Origin of the sequence: Actinomyces capricornis (assembly GCF_019974135.1) — a bacterium.
GTDB lineage: Bacteria > Actinomycetota > Actinomycetes > Actinomycetales > Actinomycetaceae > Actinomyces > Actinomyces capricornis.
This window is the reverse complement of sequence record NZ_AP025017.1, coordinates 1,726,996-1,741,400: the sequence shown is the minus strand read 5'-3', so window position 1 is coordinate 1,741,400 and position 14,405 is coordinate 1,726,996. Positions and strand designations below refer to the sequence as shown.

The window sequence follows — 14,405 nt, the reverse complement described above, 5'->3', positions numbered from 1 at the left end:
TGACTCAACACGCGCTAATATCTTCTATGGCCAGTCCCTACTCGCGGGTCCTCGCCCACCCCGGGGCCCGGTCCTTCAGTGCCGCGGGGCTCATCGCGCGCTTCCCGATGTCGATGGTGGGGATCTCCACCATCCTGGCGGTGGAGTCCATCTACGAGGAGTACTTCGCCGCCGGGCTGGTCAGCGCCGTCAACATCGTGGCGGTGGCCATCGGCGCCCCGCTCCTGGCGCGCCTGGTCGATGCGCGCGGGCAGTCCCGGGTGATGGTCCCGGCCACGCTCGCCTCCGGCGCGGCCCTGGCGGGGCTCATCGCCGCCACCACGATGCGGATGCCCCTGGTGGTCATCGTCGTGCTCTCCGCCCTGGCCGGTGGACTGGCGGGCTCCATGGGCTCCCTGGTGCGCGCACGGTGGACGGCCCTCCTGCACACCCCCGAGGACATCCACACGGCCTTCTCCCTGGAGGCCGCCCTCGATGAGGTGGCCTTCATCATCGGGCCGGTGCTGGCCACCGCACTGAGCACCTCCCCGTTCCTGCCGGTGACCTCGGGCTGGGCGGCGGCGCTGGTCATGCAGATCGTCGGTGGCCTGTGGTTCCTGTCCCAGCGCGCCACCGAGCCCGTGCCCCATGCGCACGGGCACGCCGGAGGCCAGGAGGGGGAGGCGGCCGAGGCAGGCGACGGAGCAGCACCTGACGGCCGCGGGGCGGCCAGTGCCGGCGGGGGTGCGCCGTCGGCCGCACCGACCCGGGTCCTGGCCCACAGTGCGGTGCTGGCGATCGTGCTGGTCTTCCTGGCCTCGGGCGCGATGTTCGGGGCCCTGGACATCGCGGTGGTCTCCCGCACCGAGGAGGCCGGGGCGCCCTCCGCCGCGGGACTGCTGCTGGCGGCCTGGTCGGCCGGCTCACTGACCGCCGCCCTGGTCTACGGCTCGCGGTCCTGGGGCTGGCCCCTGTGGAAGCAGCTGCTCGTGGGGCTCGTGGTCTTCGCCGCTGGGACCTCAACCTTCCTGGCGGCCCCGGGGCTGGTGATCCTCGGGGTGCTCATGATGATCACGGGCATGGCGATCGCCCCGACGATCACCACCGGCAACAACATCATCCAGGTGACGGTGGCCCCCTCCCAGCTCACCGAGGGCCTGGCCTGGGTGGGCACCTCGCTCAACATCGGGGTATCCCTGGGCTCCCTCCTGGGCGGGCGCGTCATCGACAGCGCGGGCTCCACGGGAGGGTTCCTCGTGGTGACGGCCTTCGCCTGGGTGGCCCTCCTCGTGTGCCTGGGCAGGCTCCGCACCCTGCAGCAGGTGCGCACCAGCGGCTCCCATCTGGGGGCGCACTGAGCCTCGGCCTTCGGACACCCCAGTGGCGGGTGGGAGCAGCACCCTTGGGGGCATACGGGGCTCCACCAATCTTGGCCCCACGGCATGCCGGCGTCCTCCGCAAAGCGCGGAGTTGTCCGCAGATGGCAGGGGAAGTCGGCAGATCGCAGGGGTCCCAGGGGTGCAAAGCACCGACAACTCCCGCAATCCGCTGACAACGCTGCCCCTTCGCCCCTCCCGCTCCCCCGGGAACGAGGAGCAGGCCCACCCGGCGACCGGCCCGGCCCAGCGCCTCCCACCTCCACGACCGCCACTACTCCGAGAGCAGGACGTAGGCCGTCACTCTCCCGATCGGGCGCACGGCCAGCACGACCGCCACCATCGCCGTGACCAGGATGACCGCCCCCGCGGCATAGGCCGGCCACACCGGGATATCCACGGTGATCTGCTGAATCCCCACACCGGCGAGCATGGCCCCCAGCAGAGGCCGCACCAGCGCCAGACCCGCCAGGCACCCCGCCACAGTGCCGGCGATGACCGGAGGCAGCACACTCCACCGCACGCGGGCCGCCGCCTGCCGCGTCGTCATCCCCAGCGCCTTGAGCAGCCCGGAGGACCGCCGCGAGCGCGCCACCAGGGAGGCGGTCATGAGGCCGACCACCATCACCACCACCAGGCCCGTGAAGACCATGAGGGTGCGGGACAGCAGCGGGACCATCGAGGTATAGCCCTCCATCTGCACCCCCAGGGAGTCACGCGTATTGAGTACCTGGAAGGAGGAGCCGAGTTCTTCCTGCAGCGCATCAGTGACGACCCCGGTATCGGCGCCCTCGGTGACGAACACGCCGGCGGAGGACAGGGGCGCCTGGGGCACGAGCTGCTCGAAGCCCTGTCTCGTGACCAGGGCGAAGGCGCCGAAGTTGACCGCACCACTGGCCAGTCCCGTGACGAGGTACTCCGTGGAGGCCCCCTCCCGGGTGGCCCTCCAGGTCTCGCCCACCTCCACCCCGAGGCTCTGGGCGAGGCCCGGCCCCAGGACGATCTCGTTGGCGTGACGGGCCGGGCGCCCCTGGTAGACCGGGCTGCGGGGAAGATCCTCCACGTCGTCGACGATGAGGAAGAGCATGCTCACCCCGTTAACGGTCTCTGACCTGGTACTGAAGGACGTGGCCGCCTCGACCCCCGCGGTCCTCGCCGCCCGGGACACCGCCTCCTGGACGGCCTCGCCGTCCGGGGCCACGACGGTGACATCGGGCAGCGAGCCACCCAGCAGGAGGGACAGGGCGCTGTCCCGATCCGAGAGCGTCCCCAGCCCTGAGGCGGAGAAGACCGAGGCCAGCGTGCAGGCCGCCGAGACCACGGTGATGAGCAGGGTGCGGCCCGGGGCCGCGAGCATCGCCTTGATCCCCAGCAGGATCGCCAGTGGGCCCCGAGCACGCTGAAGGGGCAGGCGGGCGCGGGTGAAGGAGTGGTCGGCCTGACCGCCGCGCAGTGCCTCAACCGTGGTGATCCTGCTGGCGCGCCAGGCGACGAGCGCCCCGCTGACCAGCACCACGGTGCCCAGGGCTATGGCGCAGCCCAGGAGCAGGAGGGGGTCGGCCTGCGCCCGCCAGGTGACCCCGGTCTGGGCCCGCAGCATCCTCGACAGCAGGGGTAGGACGATGTGCCCCAGCCCCGCCCCCAGCCCCGCCCCGACGGCGGCCACCGCTGCGAGGCACAGCACCATGGGACCCAGGACGCCGCCGGTGGTGAAGCCCGCAGCGCGCAGCATGCCCACCGCCCCCAGGTCCTCCCCGATGGCGCCGCGCAGCATGAAGACCAGCATGAGCACGGCCGTCGCCGTGATCATGGAGGAGAACAGCAGGACGATGACGGCGACCACCCCCACCGACGTCCGGTCATCCAGGGACACGAGCTCCCGATCCATGTCCCAGACCCCGGTGGCGCCGTGCTCCGCGGCGCTGGCGGCGATGACCTCACGGCCGGCCTCGAAGCCGCCCTGGACCCGTGCTTTGATGAGCGTGGAGGGCACCCACCCCGGGATGAGGTCCGGGGACTGGGCCCCGCCGCGGCCGGAGGCCTCCCACTCGGCGCGCAGCGCGGCCATGTGTGCCTGGGCCTCGGCCTGCAGGTCCTGGAGATCCTGGCGCGGCAGCCCGAACCAGAGCAGCCCCATCGACGGCCTCCCACCGTAGGTGGACTCCACGAAGCCCTGGATGTGGAAGGTGCGCTTGCCCATGGGGGAGGTGAGGACCAGCTCATCGCCGAGCTCGTAGCCTCCAGCCTCCTGGAGCGTGGAGGGCACCCAGACCGGGTTAGCCATGGGCCGCCCCGCCTGGGAGGCCACATCCCAGCGGCCCATTGCGGGGGTGTCCTCGATGTCGTAGAACAGGAAGCCGGAGGGCAGCACCGAGCCGGAGTAGGCGATGGAGCCCTGGACCGTGACGCAGTCGGCAACCTCCAGGGCGGCGATGCGCTCCTCGGCGCGCAGGTCGTCCTCCACGGCCTGGGCCCGCTCGTCCTGGGGGAGCACGGCGACGATATCCGGGGAGCTCCACTCGGCGGACTTGGCCTCCAGGTAGGCGCTGTGCTGGGTGAGCATCACCAGCGCGATATTGCTGAGCAGGCCCGCGATGAGGGAGAGCGCCAGGGTGGCGCCCACCAGCCCCGGGTGCTTGCGGATCGTGCGGCGGGCCAGCAGGCCGCAGCGCCGGGCTGCGCCCACCAGGGCCCACGCTCCTCTCGGCCGGCCCTCCGCTCGCGCCTGCGCCGTCTGCTGTGCCGGCATGCTCACCACCCCATCCGGGTGAGGAAGCCGGTGAGCTCATCGGTGCGCTCCTGCGCGCTCCCGGCCAGGGGGCACTCATCGGCGATCCGCCCGTCGCGCAGGTAGAGGACCCGCTGGGCGCGGGCGGCCGAGCGCACGTCATGGGTGACCATGACGATGGCCTGGCCCTCGTCGTGGACCTCGCTGAGCAGGTCCAGGACCGCGGCGGACTGCTCGGAGCCGAGCTGGCCGGTGGGCTCATCGGCGAAGACCACCGTGGGCCGGTTCATCAGCGCTCGGGCGATCGCCACGCGCTGCGCCTCACCGCCCGAGAGCATCCCTGGCGCCTTGTCCCACTCCCGCACCGGCAGGCCCACCCGCTCCAGGAGCTCGGCGGCCCGGGCGACGACGGCGGAGCGGTCGGCGCCGGCGAGCAGGCCCACGGTCAGGAGGTTCTCCAGGACGGTGAGGCCGTCCAGCAGGTGGGCCTGCTGAAAGACGAAGCCGCAGTGGCTGCGGCGAAAGCGGGCCAGGGCGTCCTCGCTCATCGCGGTCAGGTCCTCACCGCCCAGGGCCACGGTCCCCAGCGTGGGGCGGTCCAGCCCGGACAGGGCGTAGAGGAGCGTGGATTTCCCGGCGCCCGAGGGGCCCATGATGACGGTGAAGGAGCCCGGGGCGATCTCCAGGTCCAGGTTGCGCAGCACATGCTGCTGGGAGCCTCCCACCGAGAAGGTCTTGGAGAGCTTGTTCGTGGTGAGAATCGGCGCCGGGGCCTCCGCGGCCGGGGGCCTGCCCTTGGGCCTGCCGGTGGCCCTGTCCTGCGGATCCCGGTGCGGCATCCCTGTCCCCTCTCCCTATGCTCTCGCGCTGATCTCCCGCTGCATGCGTCCTACTGCGACGGTAGGGCAGCGCCGGCGCGGATTCCTGACAGAACTCCTACGATTCGCCTGCGATTGGCGGCCCGCCGCCTGGTGGCCCTGTCTCCCGGGGCTGCACATCCTCAGAGGCCCTCCCCTGCGCGGAACCGCAGAATCCTGCGGATCTGCTTCCAGTGCCGGACCCATCGCGGACCGAAGATGTGCAGCGGGGTCCTCGTTGCACATCTTCGGGCGCCTCCAGGGCGGAGTCAGATCCCCAAGCCTTGGAATCCTGGGGATCTGCGGCGCAGCGCTGGCGTGAAGATGTGCAGCGCGAGGGTGGTCAGGCCAGGGGCAGGGTCAGGGTGAGGCGCAGGCCCCCGCCCTCGGGCAGGTCCGCCTCGATGCGCCCGCCCATCCGCTCCATGAGCTGGGCGCTGGTGAACAGGCCCAGTCCCTGGCCGTGCGTCCCTGCAGCGTTCCTGCCGCGCTGCCCCCGGGCGAGGATGAGTCCGGTCTCATCGGGGTCCACTCCCGGGCCGGCGTCGGTGAGGCTGAGCCGCAGTGCCTCCCCCTCAAGGCGGCCGGTGACGCGGATGGCGGTGCCGGCGTACTTGTAGGAGTTCTGCACGATGTTGTCCACGACCTGGGCCAGGCGCCGCCGGTCCGCGCGCACGAGGACGGCGGGCAGGGGGCTGAGCTCCACCAGGCGCCGGTGGTCGGCCTGGCGGATCAGATCGGCCACCTCCTGGGCGGCCAGGTCCGTGGGCGTCACGCTCAGGGCGGCGATCTGTGAGGCGTGAGCACGGAACAGGTCACTGATGAGGTCGTCGACCTGGTGACTCTTGGCCTGGATGACGCGCAGGCGCTCCCTGGCGGCGGGGGAGTCCTCGGAGAGCTCGAGGAGCTCGGCGGTGGCGGCGATCGTGGCCACCGGGGTGCGCAGGTCGTGGCCGATCTGGGCGATGAGGGCCTCCTGGGAGGCCTGCGCCTCCTCCTCCCGCTGCCGGGAGGAGGCCAGCTCGGTGCGCAGCAGGTCGAAGCTCTCACTCCAGGCGCCGAAGACATTGGCCCGATCCCGCTCCAGGGGCGCCGAGAGGTCGCCGTCGGCCACGCGCGCGGCGAAGCGCTCCAGATCCCGGAAGGGCGCCAGGATCCTCGCGTGGAGCCAGGCCAGCACGCAGACCACCAGAATCAGCTCGACGGCGAGGGTAGCCGCCCCCACCCAGGCCAGGGCCCGCTGGTGGGCCTGGAGGCGGGCGGGGTAGTCATCGTCGAGGAGGGCCCAGGCCACCACCTGCCCGTCCACCATGACGGGGCCGACCAGTGGGCGGTGCTGGGCGCTCCAGGTCAGGGGCCGGAGCCCACTGGCCCCGGGGGCCTGCGATCCCGTGGCGGAGAGGGGGGTCGGCGCCGGCTTCTCCTGCGATGAGACCGGTGGGCCGGCCTCCTGGGCATCCTGGCCCCCTTGGCCGTCCCACCCGGTCTGCGCTCCGGTGCCGTCCGCGGTGAGGTCCACCGGCCTTCCCGCGGCGTCCACCACCATCAGCTCCTCGGACATGCCCTCCAGGCCCGCCTCCTCGGGGTGGGGCCAGGCGGCGGACAGTCGCTGGACGGCGTCGTTGAGCCTGGCGGTGTCCGGGGCGGGCTGAGCGCGGGTGGCGATGAGGGCGAGGGACACCAGCCCCGCGGCGAAGCCGACGAGGAGCAGGATGATGATCCCGCGCAGCGCGCGCATCAGGGGGCCTCGAAGAGGTAGCCGCGGCCCCACACGGTGCGGATGTAGGCCGGGGAGTCGGGCTCGGGCTGGATGCGGGCGCGCAGGCGGCGCACGTGGACGGTGAGCGTGCCCTCACTGGTGAACTCATCGCCCCACACCGAGCGGATGATGTCCTCCTTGGCGCATACCGCGCCCTGGTTGGCCACCAGGTGACGCAGGATCCTGTCCTCCAGGGTGGTCAGGTGCACTTCGCGGCCCTCGAGGTAGGTGCGCCCGGTATCGGGCTCGACGCGCAGGCGGCCGTCGTCGAAACCGGGACCGCCCGCTTTCGGCCCCGTCCTGGCGCTGGTGGGGGCTGTGCACCGACCTGTGGCGGCCGTGGCCTCGGCGGAGCGCTCCAGGGCGCGGCGGACCTTGGCCAGGAGCACCGCCAGGGAGAAGGGCTTGGTGATGAAGTCGTCGGCGCCCAGGGACAGCCCTTGGACCTGGTCGATATCGGAGCTGCGCGCCGAGACGAAGATGATCGGCATCCGTCCGGCCGCGCGCAGGTCGCGGCACAGCTCGAAGCCGCTCCTGCCCGGCAGGTTGACGTCGAGCAGTGCGGCCCCGGGCGGGCGGCGGCGCGCGCTCTCCAGCGCCGACTCGGCCTCCGGGCAGTGGAGCACGCTCAGCCCGAAGGCCTCCAGGTAGTCGCGGATGGCTGCGGCCAAATCCGCCTCGTCCTCGACCAGCAGGACATCCACCTCAGGGCTCATGACCCCAGCAAAGCACATCCCGTGATCAGCGGCGGCATGCCAGCGGGCCAGCCTCCACGATCTGGCCCTTCTGGACGCGGATCCACCCCTAGCAGCCCGGTGATTCCGCGTCCAGAGGGGCGAAACCGCAAGGCCGGCCCGCGCCAGTACCGCCCGTGCACCTCCCTGCCCGCAGCCAGGTCTCGGAACGGCAACCTAGACTGCCCATCGTGTCCCCCACCAGCTCACCGGCCCGCCTGCTCACCGCGCTCGCCAGGGCACTGGCCTCGCCCCTGACGGCGGTCCTGGGGTGGATCGGCCTCCTCATCGCCGCCTGGGTCTCGGCCACCGACGACGGCCAGTGGGTCTTCAAGCTCGACTCCTTCGTCTACTACTACGCCATCGACCAGTGGCACGCCGGCGGCAGCCTCTACGACTGGTATGCCAACCCCGCCCAGCACCTGTGGCCCTTCACCTACACGCCCCTGGCGGCCTGGGTCCTGACCCCCATGACGGTCCTGACCTACGAGTGGGCCACCGCGCTCCTGGTCGCCTCCACCCCCCTGTGCGCGGGCCTGACCACCTGGGCGCTCCTGCGCGCCCTCCAGGGCGGAGGCGCCGCAGCCCCCTGCCCCGTCACCGCCCCGCGCCGCGCCCCTTCCGACTCCTCTGCCCCCTCCTCCACCGCGAGCGCCCTCCCCGACTGGCGAGTCCCCCGCCTCGCCCGGGGCCTGGCGCCCTGGCTCGCCCTGGTCGGCGTCATGGCCCTCGAGCCCTTCCCCAAGACCATGGAGTACGCGCAGGTCAACGCGATCCTCATGGCCATGGTCGCCCTCGACCTCCTGGCCGTCCCCGCCCGCTCGCGCTGGCGCGGGGCGCTGAGCGGGCTGGCGGCCGCCATCAAGCTCACCCCCGCCATCGCCGTCCTCGTCCTGGTGGCCCGGGGCGAGTGGCGCGCCGCAGCCACCATGGTGGGCAGCGCCGTCGGCCTGACCGCCCTGGCGGCCCTGGCCAGCCCCACGGAGACCTGGGAGTTCTTCACCTGGGCCATGTGGGACTCCGGGCGCGCCGGCTTCGCCGACTACTCCGGCAACCAGAACCTCAAGGGCGCCATCGCCCGCGGCCTGCCCGAGCCCCTGTGGACCCTCACCTGGGCGGGGTGCGCCCTCATCGCGGTCCTGGCCGCCTGGGCCCTGTGCCGCCGTCTCGATGCGCTGCGCCCGCGCCCCACCACCCCCAGTGGGCGCCCCGCCGAGGACGCCGCACCGGCCCCCTCCACATCACCGCACCTCAAGCCGACGGACCCCGAGGCGGGCCTCATCCTGGCCCTCCAGCTCAGCGTCATCATGGTCCTGGGCCTGCTCATCTCCCCCATCTCCTGGTCCCACCACTGGGTGTGGAGCCTGCCGGCGCTCATCTCCCTGGCCACCGCCGCCCGTCGCTGGCGCTCGCGCACCCTGGCAGCCGCCGCCCTCGGCGGAGCAGCGGTCTTCCTGCTGGCCATGCAGTGGTGGTTCCCCGAGCAGAACCATGTGGAGCAGTACTGGCCGGTATGGGCCAAGATCCTGGGCTCGTCCTACACCTGGTGGGCCCTGGGCGCCGGCGCGGCCCTGTGGTGGGCCGCCGGTCGCCGGCTGCGCGGCAGCCACCCGCACCCCGGCCCCACGCGGGCCACCGGCCCGGACCCCTCGTGAGAAACGAACCCGCCCTAGGATCAGCCCCGTGCCTCTCTCCGACATCGCCCGCGCCATTGAGGATCGCTTCCACCGTGAGTCGATCCCCGTCTTCAAGCGCAAGGGCTGGCGCCCCCGCGTCATCCCCTACGACGGCTACGGCACCACCGGGGCCGCCGGGCCCTCCCCCACCGGGACAGGCGACCCCGGGGCCCGCCCCGCCGGGGGCTCCATGGTGCGGGTCATGGCCCGCATGGTCATGCGCCCGCCCGACGCCCCCGACGAGGGCCCCCTGCTGCGCTCCCTGCCCGAGTCCATGCCCGCCAGCGCCGCCCAGGCCCGGGACATCGCCGTCACCAGCCTGCTGGAGGCCCAGCGCGGATGGCGCCTGTTCATCGAGGTCCCTGTCTCCTACCTGCCGGTGACCGTGAGCGTGGGCGGACAGAGCGTGCGCACCCGCGCCGACCACAACGGCTATATCGACGTCGTCGTGCGCGATCACGGCCTGGAGCCGGGCTGGCATGAGGCCGAGGTCGATGCGGCGGGTGCCGCGCCCGTGAGCACCAGGGTGCTCATCGTGCCACCGGGGCCCCGCCTGGGGATCATCTCCGACATCGACGACACCGCCATGGTCACCCACGTGCCGCGCGTGCTCGTGGCCGCCTGGAACCAGCTGGTCAAGCACTCCGTGGCCCGCGAGCCCGTGCCCGGCATGGCCGAGCTCTACACCCGCGTCCAGGCCGCCAATCCCGGCTGCCCCATGATGTACCTGTCCACCGGGGCCTGGAACGTGGTGCCCACGCTGCGCACCTTCTTCCACCGCCATGGCTTCCCCGACGGCCCCACCCTCATGACCGACTGGGGGCCCACTAACACCGGCTGGTTCCGCTCCGGGATCGAGCACAAGCGCACCGAGCTGCGCCGACTCATGATCGACCTGCCGCAGATCAGCTGGCTGCTGGTGGGCGACGACGGCCAACACGATCCCTACATCTACGGGGAGGCCGTCCGCCAGCACTCCGACAGGATCGCGGCGGTGGCCATCCGCCGTCTCACCCCCGCCCAGCAGGTGCTGGCCGGCGGGCTGGCCGTCCACCCCATGGGGATCGGGCCGGAGGCGCGGACCCTGGCGGAGGCCGACGTGCCCGTGGTGGTGGGCTCCGACGGCTACGAGCTGGCCCGCCTGCTGCCGCGCCGGCTGCTCACCGGCCCCGGAGACCAGGCCTCCTAGGCGGTTCCTGAGCGCGCCCGGCCAACCCTGTGGGGGCCGGTCGGGCGCGCTCAGGGCCGGGGCCTACGCCCCAAAGGGTCATGGCCTGACGGCGTATCCGCTGGCCAGCGCCATGCGGTTCCAGGAGTTCATGACGATCGCGAACCAGGTCAGGGCCGCGGTCTGCGTCTCGTCCAGGGACCCCTGCTCGACGACGGCACCCACCCGGTGGTGGGGCGGCTCGGAGGGCCGGGCCACGCGCTCGGCCAGGGCGAGGGCCGCCTGCTCCTGGGCGCTGAAGTACTGAGACTCCCACCAGGCGGGCAGGACCGCCAGGCGATCGGCCGTCTCACCCGCCTCGACCGCGTCCCTCGTGTGCGCCCGCAGGCAGTAGGCGCATCCGTTGATCTGGGAGGTCCGCACCGCGACGAGCTCGCGCAGCCGGGCATCGACCCCGACGCGCTCCATCTCCGCCTGGGCGGCCTCCGTCAGCGCGACAAGCGCCTGGTAGCTCTCCGGTTGCGCCTTGGCAAGATCCACTGGCACGGCTCGTGCCCCTTTCTCCTTATTGACATCCCCGGGCCCTCCCGGCCTCGGTCCCCGGGGCGGCGGCCGGCGTGTCCGTCGCCCCGCAGCGGTGGCATGGTACGACGGCGCAGAGCATCGCCAAGCACGGGTCCTGCGCCGCAGACGCGAGTGGCCTCAGGGGCCGGACAAGCGCGGGCTCCTAGACGGCCACGCCGATAAGGGCGCCGATGGCCCACGTCGTGGCCATGGCCAGGGCGCCTCCCACCACCAGTCGGGCCACCGCCCGCAGCACGGGTGCGCGGCCCAGGGCCGCCGAGATCCACCCCGTGAGGGCCAGCCCGGCCAGGACCGAGCCGAAGGTCAGGGGCACTTGGAGCGGGACGGGGAAGGCGAGGATGGCCAGCATCGGCAGCAGAGAGCCGAGGGTGAAGGCGATCGCGGAGGACAGGGCGGCATGCCAGGGGTTGGTGTAGTCGTCCTCCCGCAGGCCCAGGCCCGCCTCCAGGTGGGCGGCCAGGGCGTCATGGCGGGTGAGCTCCTGGGCCACCTGCCGGGCGGTGGCCGCGCTCAGGCCCTTGGACCGGTAGTGGGAGGCCAGCGCATCAAGGCCGGACTCGGGGTCCTGGGTCAGGCGGGCCCGCGTGCGACGCACCATGGCGCGCTCAGTGTCGGATTGGGTGGAGACCGAGACGTACTCCCCGGCTGCCATGGATACCGCACCCGCGAGGATGCCCGCGACCCCGGCGGTGAGGATGATGGCGCTCCGGCCCGGGTTGGCCGCGGCCACCCCGATCACCAGTCCCGCCACGGACACGATCCCGTCATTGGCGCCCAGGACACCTGCGCGCAGCCAGTTGAGCCGCGAGGCCAGCTCGGAGGCCTGGGACTGCGGTGCTGCACCCGGCAGTGACGCCGCCCCCTCGGGCGCGGGGGCCCGGCCAGGACGGGCCGACGCTCCCTGGCAGGCCAGCGCTCCCTGATCGCTCAGGACGATCGCCGTCGGGCAGGAGACCGGGAGGCGGGCATCAATGGCGGGCAGGGCCGTGCTCCCGGCGGTGCGGGCGTCCCGGGAGGGCCTGAGGGAGGTCATCTCGATCGTCACAGCACAACAGTAAGATCAATCAATCTCCCTGTATAGCAAAGAAAGTCTTACCTCACGAAGGGTGGGCTGCCCTGCAATCGGCCGACCCCCTGCCGCGAGCGCCCTCCCGCTCGCCCAGCGCGGACGGGACCGGCACCCGCATCATCGCCCCGCAGGCGCCCGGTATGGTTCGCGGCAGGGCCGAGCCCGCACCTGCGGGCCCTCACGACCCGCGCCCGACCAGCCGCGCCGCATGCGCCACCTGCGCCGTCGTCGCGCGGCGACGCGGTCGGAGACGGCCACCGGACGATCCCGGACACCACACTCAGGAGGCCACCCATGGCAGGAAAGATCCCCTTCATCATCGGACTCGGCGCCGGCTACGTGCTGGGCACCCGTGCGGGCCGCGCCCAGTACGAGCGCATCAAGGCCACCGCCTCCCGGGTCGCCGAGCAGCCCTACGTCCGTCAGAAGGTGGACGCGGCCTCGGCCCGCGTGGGCCAGGCCGTGCGCGCCCAGGGCGAGGCCGTCACCGAGAAGGTGGCCGACGCCGTCAAGGAGCGCCTCTTCGGCTCCCCCTCCCGGTCCGCCGCCCCCGCCTCCCCGGTCCAGGTCGACGACGCCCAGGTGCGCCCGTTGAACTGAGGCGGTGCCTGGGCCGGTCGTGGTCGGTCATGGTCGCCACAGGTCGGCGCCGCGGGCCCGCCGTCGGCCCGTCTCAGTCGGGAGTGGCGGGGGTCCGGGCGCGCAGGCGGCGGCGCTCCAGGTCGGTGACCACGGGCAGCTTCCAGGAGCGCCAGTAGGCCAGGAGGCACAGCCCCGCCCCGATCGCGGTGGAGCCGACCATGGCGTAGGCGTCGGGCAGCCCCGCGTGAACCGCCGCCACCTGGGTCAGGGCGGCCACCAGGGCGGGGACCGCGTAGAGCTTGTTGCCGCCGAAGACCGCCGGGGTCTCGCCGACCGAGACGTCACGGATCATGGAGCCGCCCACTGCTGTCAGGCAGCCCAGGAGGACGGCGGGCATGAGGCCCAGGCCGTTGAGCAGTGCCTTGGAGGCCCCGGTGGCCGCCCAGCAGCCCAGGATGACGGCGTCGGCCACCACCAGCAGGCGCCGCGACCGACGCCCGTTCATGGGGACGAACCACGCCACGGCGGCGCCCAGGCAGGCGGTGTAGAGGTAGTAGGGGTCGGTCAGGGCGAAGGGCGGGCCCGCCTGGATCATGACGTCGCGCAGGATGCCGCCGCCGGTGGCGGTGATGATGGCCAGCACGATGAAGCCCACCAGGTCGAAGTTCTTGCGCCGGGCGATGAGCCCGCCCAGGATGCCGTTGAGCAGCACCCCGCACAGGTCGATGACCCTGAAGGTGTCCGACAGGGCATCGGGCACGGGCAGCACCTGGGGGAACGGGCCCATCACCCCTCCTCACTCGCGCGGCATCCGGGAACAGCGGCACCACAGTAGTCGACTGCCTTCCCCTTCCTTTCGACAATTTGCATGAGATCGGCCTTTTCCGGGCCCGGAGAAGGCCGATCTCATGCAAATTGTCGAAAGGAAGGGGTGGGTGGCCAGGGAGGCGCCCGAGCAGGGATGATCGGCGGGTGTCCACACCGCGCTACACCCCACCCAAGGACCTCAGTGCCTACGCCTGGCTGTCGATCGCCGCGGCCCTGGGCACCATCGCCCTCAAGGGCCTGGCCGCCTGGCTGACCGGCTCGGTGGGGCTGCTCTCCGACGCCGCCGAGTCCCTGGTCAACCTGGTGGCGGCCGTGGTGGCCCTCATCGTCCTGAAGATCTCCATCCGCCCCGCCGACGCCGACCACCAGTTCGGCCACTCCAAGGCCGAGTACTTCTCGGCCGTCATCGAGGGCGTCATGATCTTCGTGGCGGCCGCCTTCATCATCATCTCCTCCATCGAGCGGCTCCTGAATCCCGTCATGCCCGAGCAGCTGGGGGTCGGCCTGGTCATCTCGGTCATCGCCTCCCTGCTCAACGGCGCGGTGGCCTGGGTGCTCTACCGCAAGGGCCGCCAGGAGCGGTCGCTGACCCTCATCGCCGATGCCAAGCACCTGGCCACCGACATCGTCACCTCCGCGGCCGTGCTGGTGGGCGTGGGGCTGGTCGCGGTCTTCGACTCCCCGATCCTGGACGCCATCGTGGCGCTGGGCGCGGGCCTGAACATCATGTGGACCGGCTTCAAGCTCATCCGCGAGTCGGTGGCCGGCCTCATGGACGCCGCCCCCTCCGCCGAGGCGCTCAGGACCGTGGAGGAGGTGCTGGAGCGCCGTCGGCGCCCCGGCGTCATCGACTTCCACGCCGTAAGACTGCGGGAGGCCGGGGCGCGCCGGTTCATGGACCTGCACGTCCTGGTGCCCGCCGCCTGGAGCGTCAAGCAGGGGCACGACTTCACCGAGGAGGTCATCGACGAGCTGGTGGCCGCCGATGCGAGCCTGCGCATCTCGGCCCACCTGGAGCCGATCGAGGACCCCCGCTCCTACGAGGACGTCGCCGACGTGTGAGC

12 protein-coding genes are annotated in these 14,405 nt (G+C 72.4%); 5 read left to right on the top strand and 7 right to left on the bottom strand.

All coding sequences use genetic code 11. From position 1 onward, the window contains the following. Nucleotides 1–26 precede the first annotated feature (26 nt). On the top strand, nucleotides 27–1,337 hold the full coding sequence (locus tag MANAM107_RS06990) for an MFS transporter (RefSeq protein ID WP_223906679.1): 1,311 nt from the start codon (nucleotides 27–29) through the stop codon (nucleotides 1,335–1,337). Between the two features lie 292 nt (nucleotides 1,338–1,629). Here MANAM107_RS06990 and MANAM107_RS06985 read toward each other — a convergent pair whose 3' ends face one another. The 4 genes from MANAM107_RS06985 to MANAM107_RS06970 form a co-directional block, all read right to left on the bottom strand. After that, entirely contained in the window at nucleotides 1,630–4,041 is a 2,412-nt protein-coding gene (locus tag MANAM107_RS06985; RefSeq protein WP_223906677.1) for an FtsX-like permease family protein, read from the bottom strand. A gap of 65 nt (nucleotides 4,042–4,106) precedes the next feature. Then, nucleotides 4,107–4,922, bottom strand: a complete 816-nt coding sequence (locus tag MANAM107_RS06980; protein WP_263421877.1) for an ABC transporter ATP-binding protein — start codon at nucleotides 4,920–4,922, stop codon at nucleotides 4,107–4,109. 361 nt (nucleotides 4,923–5,283) lie between these two features. Beyond that, on the bottom strand, nucleotides 5,284–6,678 hold the full coding sequence (locus tag MANAM107_RS06975) for a sensor histidine kinase (RefSeq protein WP_223906674.1): 1,395 nt from the start codon (nucleotides 6,676–6,678) through the stop codon (nucleotides 5,284–5,286). After that, nucleotides 6,678–7,415 (bottom strand): response regulator transcription factor, encoded by a 738-nt coding sequence (locus tag MANAM107_RS06970; RefSeq protein ID WP_223906671.1) that lies wholly within the window; start codon nucleotides 7,413–7,415, stop codon nucleotides 6,678–6,680. The genes MANAM107_RS06975 and MANAM107_RS06970 overlap by 1 nt, the downstream gene beginning before the upstream one ends. 209 nt (nucleotides 7,416–7,624) lie before the next feature. Between MANAM107_RS06970 and MANAM107_RS06965 the strand changes: the two genes are divergently transcribed. After that, nucleotides 7,625–9,088 carry a glycosyltransferase 87 family protein gene (locus tag MANAM107_RS06965; protein ID WP_223906667.1) on the top strand — a complete coding sequence of 488 codons (1,464 nt, stop codon included), beginning with the start codon at nucleotides 7,625–7,627 and terminating at the stop codon, nucleotides 9,086–9,088. 28 nt (nucleotides 9,089–9,116) lie between these two features. Next, on the top strand, nucleotides 9,117–10,298 hold the full coding sequence (locus MANAM107_RS06960; RefSeq protein WP_223906664.1) for an App1 family protein phosphatidate phosphatase: 1,182 nt from the start codon (nucleotides 9,117–9,119) through the stop codon (nucleotides 10,296–10,298). Nucleotides 10,299–10,376: 78 nt separating this feature from the next. On the opposite strand, the gene MANAM107_RS06955 is transcribed toward MANAM107_RS06960, so the two are convergent. After that, nucleotides 10,377–10,823: a carboxymuconolactone decarboxylase family protein gene (locus MANAM107_RS06955; RefSeq protein ID WP_223906661.1), complete on the bottom strand. Its 447-nt coding sequence runs from the start codon at nucleotides 10,821–10,823 to the stop codon at nucleotides 10,377–10,379. 181 nt (nucleotides 10,824–11,004) lie between these two features. After that, nucleotides 11,005–11,907, bottom strand: coding sequence for a VIT1/CCC1 transporter family protein (locus MANAM107_RS06950; protein WP_223906658.1), 903 nt, complete (start codon nucleotides 11,905–11,907; stop codon nucleotides 11,005–11,007). Between the two features lie 318 nt (nucleotides 11,908–12,225). Between MANAM107_RS06950 and MANAM107_RS06945 the strand changes: the two genes are divergently transcribed. Beyond that, on the top strand, nucleotides 12,226–12,531 hold the full coding sequence (locus MANAM107_RS06945) for a YtxH domain-containing protein (protein WP_223906656.1): 306 nt from the start codon (nucleotides 12,226–12,228) through the stop codon (nucleotides 12,529–12,531). 73 nt (nucleotides 12,532–12,604) lie between these two features. On the opposite strand, the gene MANAM107_RS06940 is transcribed toward MANAM107_RS06945, so the two are convergent. Then, the gene (locus MANAM107_RS06940) at nucleotides 12,605–13,300 is read right to left on the bottom strand and encodes a trimeric intracellular cation channel family protein (protein WP_179900781.1); all 696 of its coding nucleotides are present in this window, start codon (nucleotides 13,298–13,300) and stop codon (nucleotides 12,605–12,607) included. A gap of 185 nt (nucleotides 13,301–13,485) precedes the next feature. Between MANAM107_RS06940 and MANAM107_RS06935 the strand changes: the two genes are divergently transcribed. Continuing rightward, the gene (locus tag MANAM107_RS06935) at nucleotides 13,486–14,403 is read left to right on the top strand and encodes a cation diffusion facilitator family transporter (protein WP_223906653.1); all 918 of its coding nucleotides are present in this window, start codon (nucleotides 13,486–13,488) and stop codon (nucleotides 14,401–14,403) included. Nucleotides 14,404–14,405: the final 2 nt, after the last annotated feature.

Bases quoted from the DNA above. Each gene is read 5' to 3' on its own strand.
- MANAM107_RS06990 (WP_223906679.1), top strand. From the start codon at position 27: ATGGCCAGTCCCTACTCGCGGGTCCTCGCCCACCCCGGGGCCCGGTCC.
- MANAM107_RS06970 (WP_223906671.1), bottom strand. From the start codon at position 7,415: ATGAGCCCTGAGGTGGATGTCCTGCTGGTCGAGGACGAGGCGGATTTG.
- MANAM107_RS06980 (WP_263421877.1), bottom strand. From the start codon at position 4,922: ATGCCGCACCGGGATCCGCAGGACAGGGCCACCGGCAGGCCCAAGGGC.
- MANAM107_RS06975 (WP_223906674.1), bottom strand. From the start codon at position 6,678: ATGCGCGCGCTGCGCGGGATCATCATCCTGCTCCTCGTCGGCTTCGCC.
- MANAM107_RS06945 (WP_223906656.1), top strand. From the start codon at position 12,226: ATGGCAGGAAAGATCCCCTTCATCATCGGACTCGGCGCCGGCTACGTG.
- MANAM107_RS06940 (WP_179900781.1), bottom strand. From the start codon at position 13,300: ATGGGCCCGTTCCCCCAGGTGCTGCCCGTGCCCGATGCCCTGTCGGAC.